Here is a 9,766-nt window from a genome sequence, read left to right as displayed (position 1 = left end):
CGCTTGCCGGCACGTTTTCCGCCAATGCGCTGCATGCCTGGGGCTCGGTCGCGCCGGTGCCGGACGCGCTTGACCTGGCGATGGTGCGCCGGGCGATCCGCGACGAACAGAAGCTGGCGCTCGACTACCGCGACGAATATGCACGTGCAACGGAACGGACGATCCGGCCGGTGGCGCTGATCTATTATTCGCAGACGGCCAATATCGTCGCCTGGTGCGAACTGAGGCAGGCGATCCGCAATTTTCGCGCCGACCGGGTGGAGCATTGCGAACTGGCGGAAGATTTCTTCCGTGGCGAAGGCGAAAAACTGCGGTCGCTGTGGGTTCAGGGCTGGAGCAGTCCGCCGATGTGACCGCCCCGTGACCTTCGCCCTCCCCTGACAGCCGGCGGCTTTATCCCTATGGTGCGCCCGCTTCGTCAGGAATCAGCAGGGCATGGGAGACATCGAATGCGCAAGGCCATCATCGTCTGGGGCGGATTGAAGATCCATGAACCGGAGGAATGCGCAGGCATTACCGGCGCCATCCTTCGCGAGGACGGGTTTTCGGTCGAGATTACGGGCGATCTCGGCATCTTCGGTTCCCAGAATATCGCCGCTGCCGACCTGCTGGTGCCGATCATTACCGGCGAAAAGCTGGAAAGGGTGGATGCCAATGCGCTCGTCGAGGCGGTGCGCGGCGGGCTTGGGCTTGGCGGTCACCACGGGGCGCTTGCAACCTCCTTCAAGGAGAGTGCTGCCTTCCGTTATCTTGCCGGGGTCACCTGGGTGGCGCATCCCGGCAATATCATCGACTACCGCGTCAACGTCACTCGCCCCAACGACCCGGTGATGCAGGGCATTGCGGATTTCGACTACCGGTCGGAGCAGTATTACCTGCATTACGACCCGTCGGTCGAAATCCTCGCGACGACGACCTTTACCGGCGAATATGACGAGGCGGTGCGCAACGTGACGATGCCCGTCGTCTTCAAGCGCCATTTCGGCAAGGGACGGATCTTCTATTCGGCGCTTGGCCATGTAGCGGCCGAGTTCGAGCATCCGCAGATGCGCAGCATCCTGCGGCGCGGGCTTTCCTGGGCGGCGCGCGGCTGAGCCTAGAGAGCGAGGGTGCGGCTTTCCTCGCGGCCGTGGCCGATGATCTCGATGCGGTCGGCAAAGATCTCGACGACGGCAAAGGTGTTTTCCGCCTGCGTATCGACCATGCCCTTGAAGTTGACGTACCAGGTGTTTCCGGCACGGCCGAGATTGCCGACGTGGTTATGGCCGTTCAAATAGGCGATGACGTTGCCGGAGCGGGCGAAGAGATCGGTCAGCCGCTCGCAACCCCAGAGATTGTGCTCGTTTTCGGGGTAGAGCGGATAGTGGCCCATGACCACGACCTTCTCGTCCGCCGCACTGGCGCGCGCAAGCACCGCCTCCAGCCAGGCGAACTGCTCGTCGCTAATGCCGCCGTTCCATTCCTTGGCGTTGATCGCGCCCTCGGCCAGCAACGTTTCCAGCCGCTGCTGCGCAAGCGTGTGGCGCGGATGGCCTTCCGGGGTGGAAAACAGACTGATCTCGTTGCCGTCGATCACCACGAAGCGGACGCCGCTTCGGGCAAAGTCGTGCCAGGCGGCCGGCATGCCGAGCCGTTTGTGGACATCATCGAGCTGCTCCGGCGCGACGAAGAAATCGTGATTGCCCGGCATCAGAAAGCTTTCGTGGCGCAGGCCCCGATAGACGGAAAGCACCGGATCGTAGCTCTCCCAGCCGCGGTCGATGAGATCGCCAAGCGTCACCACGAAGGAGAGATCCTCGCCGTTCAGCACATCGATCGCCTGGCGCAGCTTGTCGAGACTGTTGGCGTAATAACGGTCCATCTCCAGCCATGGCGGTAGGTCGGCATATTGCGGATCGGCAATCACGCCGAAGCGGAGGAGCGGTTTTTCGTGGGGCATAGAGGATGCAGTAAGCATGTTGAATTACAAGAATATGACTAAAGTAACTGCCTCGAGGGATACAACTAAGACTAGCCAAGGGCAATATTTTTGGTAGAATAAGACAATATTCCTAAGGGAACATCCGAGCATGCGTGTCAGACATCTAATAGTGCGCGCCAAGACCATTACAAGTGACACAAACTGGAAATCAGAACCGCTTCCTCCTCGCTTTTCGGGTATCTATCCAAAAACTCGCCCTCTCAAACCGGGTTGGAAATGGCGGAGTGCGCAAGCTCATTGCACCGAAAATGAGTATATACTCCTTTGTGAAGTCAACGAACAAAAAGACAATTGGCGAGCATGGCTCATAAAGAAGATTGGAGATGAAGGATCATTAGTTAGCCGCCTTGAATTCCATGGAAACCACCCTGGGATACACGCGCATGCAGATTGCAGTCGTGGCGGGCTCGAAGTTGGCCCAAGCAGCATTAAGGTTCCGGTACGAATTCCAGGTGTAGGCTCAGGCCGACAGCGGCCCCCGCCAACACGACCTGATTTGTTTTGGGACATGGCTCGAAAACATTTTCGCATGGACTATAAAAAGGGAAGCCTCATATGAGCGACGCCCAATCTATCCTCAGTTCGCTGCATCGATCATTCAGTGACGCGATATCTGTGCGTCCAGTTCCGGCAGGCGTAGCTATCAATTCGCCGTTCTTTGACGGTAGCGGTGACCATATCGCGTTCTATGCCCGTGACACCGAGGACGGGATAGTATTGGAGGATGACGGTGATTTCCTCCCTCACCTCATTGCATCAGGCATCGACATCGAAACCGGCCAGCGTAGGCAACTACTCGACAATCTACTAGCCGAAGCGGGTGCTTATTGGGACACGGAAACGTTCGAAATTCGCTCTCATTCAATTCCCTTAGAGCATGTGGGGGCCGCCAGCGTAAGATTTCTCTCGGGACTTCTCAGAATAAGAACAATTGAATCGCTGACAAAAGAAAATATTCGCTCCACATTTAAGGAAGACGCGATCGAAGCTATAAGAAAATCTCTCTCCGATACCTTTGAAATGGTAGAACGTAGCGCCCTTGAATCCGAGCTTTCAGAGTTTCCGGCCGATATCGTTCTAATATCTCGTCAAACAATAGGAAAAAAAATCGGACTGTTCTTAGTAAATAGCTCCACCCAATTTCTGGAAGCAGAGCTTTTACACACCGAAATCGAGAGAATTCGGAAAGAAAATACTCTTAGTACGATCGCTTTGATTGAAGATACGCGAAAATTATCTGTAATTGGCGAACGCCGTTTTCAACGCGCGATTAACCGCGGGCTTCAAACGCGTTTCTTTCGGGATGATGAACTTCAGGCAGTAAACAGTCTACGCAAACTAGCTGCCTAGTCGCTTGAATTCTTTTGCGGGGGTCCTCGACAAAGTCGAGAACCCCCGTTTCGGAGAACTACTTCGTGGCGGCTTCGTAGCGTTCGAGGACGTAGTCCCAGTTGATCAGGCTGTCGACGAAGGCTTCGAGGTATTTCGGGCGGGCGTTGCGGTAGTCGATGTAATAGGAATGTTCCCAGACGTCGACGCCGAGGATCGGCTCTGCACCGTGAACCAGCGGGTTCTCGCCGTTCGGGGTCTTGGAGATGACGAGCTTGCCGTCTTTTACGGAAAGCCAGGCCCAGCCGGAGCCGAACTGCGTCGTGCCGGCGGCGATCAGGTCAGCCTTGAACTTGTCGTAGCCGCCAAGATCGGAGGCGACCGCCGCCTCGAGCTTGCCCGGCAGCTTGGTGCCGCCGCCGCCCTTCTTCATCCACTTCCAGAAATGGACGTGGTTGTAGTGCTGGGCAGCGTTGTTGAAGAGGCCCTGGTTGGTGCCGAAGGACTTCTTGACGACCTCCTCGAGCGACAGATCAGCCATGCCGGCTTCGGCAGCGAGCTTGTTGCCGTTGTCGACATAAGCCTTGTGATGCTTGTCGTGGTGGAATTCGAGCGTCTCTTTCGACATGAAGGGCGAAAGGGCTTCGTAGTCGTAGGGGAGTTCGGGAAGTTCGAAAGCCATTGGTCTACTCCTTGTTCGATAGCTACCTGGGTTCGGCAGATACCTGGGTAAAGCGTCGTGCGGGAACATAGGAGCGCAAGGCCCAAGAGGCAACGGTAACTTTGCCAAAAATCAAGCCAATCGGGTCAAGAACTTGCTGAAATTTCGAGATACAAGAAACGGGCCAGATCACGATTCGGAGCCCGTTTGATGAAGACCACTTTTGCTCTTGCCGCCGTCCTCCTCGCATCCGGCGTCACCGTTACGCACGCCGCCTCGGACGACGCCTGGTCCAACTTCCGCTCGGAGGTGGCCAAGGCCTGCGTGACCGCCGCCAAAGGGCTGATCGAGAACGGCAAGGCACTGGTCGATCCCTTCGGCAGCCAGAGCTACGGGCTCGCCATCGTCTCCGGCAAGGCGGTCGGCGCCAACGTGACGATCAGCACGATCTGCGCCTTCGACAAGAAGACCCGCAAGGCCGAGATCGGCGGCCAAATCTCCGCAGACAAGCTGACAGTGAAATAGTCTCACCGGATCAGGCGGCGCAGATGCGCGACCACGACGATGGGCCGACAATTTTTCCGCTCGTCTGGCGACCTTCCCGCGCGGGTAAAACGGGAACCTTTCTTCACGCCTGCGGATTGAAAGCGAACGCCCGTGGCAAAGAGGAGGCTGCATGTCGCTCGACTTCCTGACGTCTGATTTCCTGATCTTCGTTGCCATAGGCTTCTTCGCACAGGTCGTCGACGGGGCGCTCGGCATGGCCTTTGGGGTGCTGACGACGACCAGTCTGCTTGCCATCGGCGTCGCGCCCGCGGCTGCAAGCGCCATGACCCACGTGACGGAGTGTTTCACCACCGCCGCCTCGGGACTGTCGCATCTCTATAACCGCAACGTCGATTGGCGGCTGGTGGCAAGGCTTGCGCCGGCCGGTATGATCGGCGGGGCGATCGGCGCCTATGTTCTGTCGAATATCGACGGCAAGGCGATCGAACCCTTCGTCTCGGTCTACCTGATCGCCATCGGCCTATTCATCCTCTACAAGGCCTTTCAGCCGAAGTTTCCGCGCGACGTGCGCGACTGGATCGTGCCTTATGTCGGCGGCGCCGGCGGACTGCTCGATGCGATGGGCGGCGGCGGATGGGGGCCGATCGTCACCAGTTCGCTGCTCGGCCGCGGCCACGACGCGAAGAAGGTGATCGGCTCCACCAACCTCACCGAATTCGCCGTCACCATCCTGATTTCCGCAACCTTCATCATGGCGCTCGGCTGGTCGGAACTCTCTTCTGCCCTCGGCCTCATCCTCGGCGGCATCCTGGCCGCCCCGATCGGCGCCTTCATCGTCCGCTACCTGCCGGTCAAACCCCTGATGATCGCCGTCTCGATGATCATCATCGGCACGGCCGCGGTCCGGCTTGTGTGAGGGGAGGCATGGGAGGACACTGGACGCGGGCTTGCCTGCATCACCGTGCTCCCAACGGTCTAATAAACCCGGCGGCGAAATAGCGCCCCTTGCCCGATTGTGATAGGCTTGCCCGCGAACAGGAACCGACAGATGCGCCCGAACCGATCGATTACCATCTCCCTGCCGGAAGACATGGCCGAACTCGTCCAGAAGAAAGTCGCGTCCGGCGAATTTGCTGACGAAAGCGAGGTGGTCGCCGAAGGATTGCGGTATCTGGCGGACCATGATGCGGGCATAGAGAGCTGGCTGCGGGACGAGGTCGTGCCGGCGCTGAGAGCGCATGATGCCGATCCCAGCAGGGGGCGCACGATTGAAGAGACGAGAAAAGAACTTGAAGAATACATGCAGACCAGGGATCGAAGATCGATCGGTGCATGAAATATTCAGTCATCCTCTCCCTCGAAGCGCGTCTGGATCTGGCCGATCTGTTCGATTACCTGTCAGGCAAGACCGGAGATGATTTCGCGCGTGCTTATATCCGCAGGATCATTGACCATTGCAATGGCTTCAGCACTTTCCCCAAACGGGGAACCCTCCGCAACGACGTAGAGCCGGGCTTGAGGCTCGTGGGGTATCGCCGAAAGGCAACCATCGCCTTCCGCGTGGATGAGAATACCGTCACGATTGCTCGTATTCTTTATGGTGGCAAAAGCCTTACCGGCGCGGACGACGTCGAAGACGACGAATTCTAACTTATCGCCTGCCTCACACGCCGCCGCCTGGAGGTTTCAGGCCTCGTCGCCGGGGGAGCGGGCCCAGTCCATGTAGAGTTCCAGCGCCTTGCGGGCGACCGGGCCTTCCTGGAGCTGGCGTTCCTCGAAACGGTTGACCGGCACGATCTTGGAATAGTTGCCGGAGGTGAAGATCTCGTCGGCATCCATGAAATCCTCGACCGTCAGCGTCATCTCGCGCACGTCGAAACCGCCGAGGCGCAGGAGGTTGATGACGCGCGAGCGGGTGATGCCGGCAAGGAACGTGCCGTTGGCGACCGGCGTCATGATCACCCCGTCCTTGACCATGAAGATGTTCGAGGACGCGGTTTCGGCGACGTTGCCGTTCATGTCGCGGGCGAGCGCATTGTCGAAGCCGCGGTTGCGCGCTTCCATGATCATACGGCCGCTATTGGGATAAAGGCTGCCGGTCTTGGCGCCGGTCATCGCCACTTCCGGGTTCGGGCGGCGATAGGGCGAGACGGTGAGCGACGAGGGTTTGGCGGTCTGCATCGGCGCCTCGAACAGGCAGAGCGCAAAGCGGGTCGATTCGGGATCGGCGGTGACGACGCTGTAAGGCATTCCGTGTTCCGACCAGTACATCGGCTTGATGTAGATCGCCGTCTTGCCGTCGAACTTCTTGACGCCTTCCCAGGCGAGCGCCTCGATCTCCTCGGGCTGCATCACCGGCTGCATGCCCATGTTCCTGGCCGAGCGGTTGACGCGCTGGCAATGCTGGTCGATGTCCGGCGCGATGCCATCGAACCAGCGGGCGCCATCGAACACGGTGGAGCCGAGCCACATGGCATGCGAGGTCGGTCCGATCAGCTTCGGATTGCCCTCCAGCCATTCGCCGTCCACGAACGTCCAGGTGGTGGTACGCGGGGCTGTATTGACGGGCATGGCGGTCTCCTTGGTCATTCTGGGGTCATTCGCATGAGGCGCTTCAAAATTGCGGGGTGAGTGAAGTCCGGCCCCGCCACCGAGGTCAAGCGATAATATGAAATGGATCATCACAAAAATTGATAATTTTGCCCATGGAGACCGGGGTGCGGGAGTGGCATGTTCCAGCCAGACACGATCGAAGGAAGACGGAAATGGCATGGTCTGCAGAGCAATATGTGAAATTCGAGGACGAGCGGACGCGGCCGGCGCGCGATCTTCTGGCGCAGGTGCCGCTTGCCTCGGTGGCTCGCGCCTATCGGCTGCGGTCCGGGCAATTCTACGGAGCTGATCGCGGCACGGTTCGGGGTCGCCAATGTCACCGGCCTCGACAGTGACGACAACATGCTGACGGCGGCGCGCAAGCGCCTGCCCGGCACGCAGTTCACCAAGGCCGATCTGAAGACCTGGATCCCGGAGGAGCCGGCCGACCTGCTTTACGCCAATGCCGTCTTCCAATGGGTGCCGGACCATATTTCCGTGCTCGCCCGGCTGATGGACCACCTGGCGCCCGGCGGCGTGCTGGCCGTGCAGATGCCGGACAACCTCTCCGAACCCAGCCACACGCTGATGGAGGAGACCGGTGCCGCCGGCCCGTGGAAGGCAGCCTTCGAAGGCGGCAGGGTTCGCCGGCCGGTGCTGCCGCCGCCCGCCGCCTATTTCGACCGGCTGGTGCCTAAATCCGCCCGCGTCGACGTCTGGCACACGGTCTATTACCATCCGCTTGGCGATGCGCATGCGATCGTCGAATGGGTCAAGGCGACCGGGCTCCGCCCTTATCTCGACGCCGCCGGCCCTGCTCATGCCGAAGCCTTTGCGGCCGACTATACCGCCCGCATTGCCAAGGCCTACCCGCCGATGGCCGACGGGCGGGTGCTGTTGCGCTTCCCGCGGTTCTTCATCATCGCAGTGAAAGCCTGAAGGGCGGCTTCAAGGCGTGCCCGGTGGCGGGGCCAGCGGGTTTTGCGCCTGGGGCTGCGTGACTTCGATCCGGCCGAGACCAGAATCATTCATCCAGATGATGCTGAGGACACAACCGACCAGGATCATCAGCACCGCGATAAAAAGCCAACGCATCAAAAACTCTCCCCCGGCCCTCAACCGGAATGTACCCGGCCAAGGAAGTCGCGGATGAGCGGGGCGACCTCGTCGAGATTGGTTTCCAGCAGCCAATGACCACCATCGAGAAGATGAAGTTCCGCCCTCGGCAGGTCGCGCAGGAACGCGCGGGCGGATTTTTCCGGCATGTAGCCGTCCTGGGGACCCCAGACGATCAGGGTCGGCGGCTGGCGATCGCGCAGATATTGCTGATAACGCGGAAACCAGGCGACGTTCTCGCGCAGCCCGGCGATGACATCGACCGCGATCTGCCGCCGCTGCTCATCCATCAGGGCCCAATGCAGTTTCCAAAGGTCGGGCGAGATGCGTTCGGCGATCTCCGGCCGCACTTCGTTGAGGAACTCCTCCCTGAAACCCTCCTCGTTGACGGCGCCGGCGATCTTGCGGCGGCCTTCCTCGGTCGGGTTGCGCCAGAATTCCTGCAGGGCGGCATATTTGGGACCAAGCGCGTCCTCATAGATATCGCCGTTCTGGATGATCAGCGCGGCGATCTTCTCCGGGCGCCGAATCGCCAGGCGCAGACCGATCTGCGACCCGAAATCGTGGAGGTAGAGCGCGAACCGGTCGAGACCGAGCGCTTGCGTGAACTCGTCCAGGAAGCCGGTGAAACCATCGAAATCATAGGCAAAGCCGGAGGGCGTGTCGGTATAGCCCGAGCCCGGAAAATCCGGCGCGACCAGATGCCAGCGATCGGCAAGCCGGGGCATCAATTCGCGGAATTCATAGGACGAGCACGGATAGCCATGCGGCAGCAGAAGCACGGGTGCACCGGCCCTGCCCGCCTCCCGGTAAAACACCTTGATGCCGTTGAGGTCGAGCCCCTTGTGTTTTACCCGCATCCTCTCCCGGGGGGCTTCGGTGGTCATGTCCATGATCATCGCTCCTTGGCTGCCAGCCCTTCAAGAAAGGTTCATGCTGGAAATGTTCCGTGACCATTTCGTGGCACCAGGCCGACTTTTCGCATTGCGGTGACGTCGGTGGTTCTCCAGCTTGACGCACCCGGCCTGCAGCCGCAACGCAGCAAAATGGTTGACTCGGGCCGGTTCGGCTTGCACTCTCGACCCTTCCCGTTTTCGTCGTCCTGCCCGAAAAGCCGTTCGAAGCCATGCCGAAACCATCCACATTGTCGCTGACGCAGGACCTGGTCGACCTTTGCTTTCGCGAGGAGATCGATCCCGGGCAGCCGGCCACATGGGAGCCGCTGACCGACGACGATTTCATCGAGATCGCCGATCGGCTGGCCGCGGAAATCGGCGAGGATCCGCTTTGGGTGTTTGCCTATGGCTCGCTGATCTGGAAGCCGGGCTTCGATAGCATCGCCTGCCAGCGGGCCGCCGCGTTCGGCTGGCATCGCTCCTTTTCGCTGAGAATCGAGCGCGGTCGCGGCTCGCCGGCACAGCCGGGGCTGATGATGATGCTGTCGCGCGGCGGCCGCTGCGACGGGGTGATCTACCGGGTGGCCGACGACGACAAGCGCGTCCAGATCGAAAAAGCACTGCGCCGCGAGGTCAGCCATCGCGACAGCCTCACCTCGTTCCGCTGGTTGCCGGTCCGCACCC

The 9,766-nt window shown here is 60.1% G+C and carries 13 protein-coding genes and 1 pseudogene; 9 read left to right on the top strand and 5 right to left on the bottom strand.

Translation table 11 applies throughout. The features are described from left to right. Together MOV61_RS25320 and MOV61_RS25315 are read left to right on the top strand one after the other, a co-directional pair. The coding region (locus tag MOV61_RS25320; RefSeq protein ID WP_247138567.1) for a YafY family protein at positions 1-353 on the top strand (353 nt) is incomplete at its 5' end. 96 nt (positions 354-449) lie between these two features. Next, on the top strand, positions 450-1,094 hold the full coding sequence (locus MOV61_RS25315; protein WP_247138566.1) for a ThuA domain-containing protein: 645 nt from the start codon (positions 450-452) through the stop codon (positions 1,092-1,094). Positions 1,095-1,096: 2 nt separating this feature from the next. On the opposite strand, the gene MOV61_RS25310 is transcribed toward MOV61_RS25315, so the two are convergent. Then, positions 1,097-1,939 (bottom strand): metallophosphoesterase, encoded by an 843-nt coding sequence (locus tag MOV61_RS25310; RefSeq protein WP_247138565.1) that lies wholly within the window; start codon positions 1,937-1,939, stop codon positions 1,097-1,099. Positions 1,940-2,536: 597 nt separating this feature from the next. On the opposite strand from MOV61_RS25310, the gene MOV61_RS25305 reads away from it, so the two are divergent. After that, positions 2,537-3,331 carry a DUF1828 domain-containing protein gene (locus MOV61_RS25305; protein WP_247138564.1) on the top strand — a complete coding sequence of 265 codons (795 nt, stop codon included), beginning with the start codon at positions 2,537-2,539 and terminating at the stop codon, positions 3,329-3,331. A 58-nt stretch (positions 3,332-3,389) separates the two neighbouring features. Here MOV61_RS25305 and MOV61_RS25300 read toward each other — a convergent pair whose 3' ends face one another. Beyond that, positions 3,390-3,992 carry a superoxide dismutase gene (locus tag MOV61_RS25300; RefSeq protein WP_038540989.1) on the bottom strand — a complete coding sequence of 201 codons (603 nt, stop codon included), beginning with the start codon at positions 3,990-3,992 and terminating at the stop codon, positions 3,390-3,392. 189 nt (positions 3,993-4,181) lie between these two features. Here MOV61_RS25300 and MOV61_RS25295 point away from each other — a divergent pair, with 189 nt between their 5' ends. The 4 genes from MOV61_RS25295 (at position 4,182) to MOV61_RS25280 (ending at position 6,128) form a co-directional block, all read left to right on the top strand. Next, entirely contained in the window at positions 4,182-4,496 is a 315-nt protein-coding gene (locus tag MOV61_RS25295; protein ID WP_247037767.1) for a hypothetical protein, read from the top strand. Positions 4,497-4,662: 166 nt separating this feature from the next. Then, positions 4,663-5,394, top strand: a complete 732-nt coding sequence (locus MOV61_RS25290; protein ID WP_038548900.1) for a sulfite exporter TauE/SafE family protein — start codon at positions 4,663-4,665, stop codon at positions 5,392-5,394. Positions 5,395-5,526: 132 nt separating this feature from the next. After that, positions 5,527-5,814, top strand: coding sequence for a hypothetical protein (locus MOV61_RS25285; RefSeq protein WP_038540984.1), 288 nt, complete (start codon positions 5,527-5,529; stop codon positions 5,812-5,814). Continuing rightward, the gene (locus MOV61_RS25280; protein ID WP_038540980.1) at positions 5,811-6,128 is read left to right on the top strand and encodes a type II toxin-antitoxin system RelE/ParE family toxin; all 318 of its coding nucleotides are present in this window, start codon (positions 5,811-5,813) and stop codon (positions 6,126-6,128) included. Before MOV61_RS25285 ends, MOV61_RS25280 begins: the two co-directional genes overlap by 4 nt. 36 nt (positions 6,129-6,164) lie before the next feature. Here the strand turns inward: MOV61_RS25280 and MOV61_RS25275 are convergent, their stop codons facing one another. Beyond that, positions 6,165-7,049: a branched-chain amino acid aminotransferase gene (locus tag MOV61_RS25275; RefSeq protein ID WP_038548897.1), complete on the bottom strand. Its 885-nt coding sequence runs from the start codon at positions 7,047-7,049 to the stop codon at positions 6,165-6,167. Positions 7,050-7,243: 194 nt separating this feature from the next. On the opposite strand from MOV61_RS25275, the pseudogene tam reads away from it, so the two are divergent. Then, positions 7,244-8,009 (top strand): annotated as a pseudogene (gene tam / locus MOV61_RS25270) (trans-aconitate 2-methyltransferase). A gap of 9 nt (positions 8,010-8,018) precedes the next feature. Here the strand turns inward: tam and MOV61_RS25265 are convergent. Next, a complete protein-coding gene (locus MOV61_RS25265) occupies positions 8,019-8,165 on the bottom strand; it encodes a hypothetical protein (protein ID WP_157885083.1) in 147 nt (48 codons plus the stop codon). Between the two features lie 20 nt (positions 8,166-8,185). Then, a complete protein-coding gene (locus tag MOV61_RS25260) occupies positions 8,186-9,073 on the bottom strand; it encodes an alpha/beta fold hydrolase (protein ID WP_408962430.1) in 888 nt (295 codons plus the stop codon). 239 nt (positions 9,074-9,312) lie between these two features. Between MOV61_RS25260 and MOV61_RS25255 the strand changes: the two genes are divergently transcribed. After that, positions 9,313-9,766: gamma-glutamylcyclotransferase (locus MOV61_RS25255; RefSeq protein WP_247138562.1), on the top strand; the 454-nt coding region annotated here is incomplete at its 3' end.

The organism is Neorhizobium sp. BETTINA12A (assembly GCF_023006485.1).
In the GTDB taxonomy this organism is placed as follows: domain Bacteria; phylum Pseudomonadota; class Alphaproteobacteria; order Rhizobiales; family Rhizobiaceae; genus Neorhizobium.
Note: the sequence above shows the minus strand (reverse complement) of the source record. Positions and strands in the feature narration are given on the sequence as shown.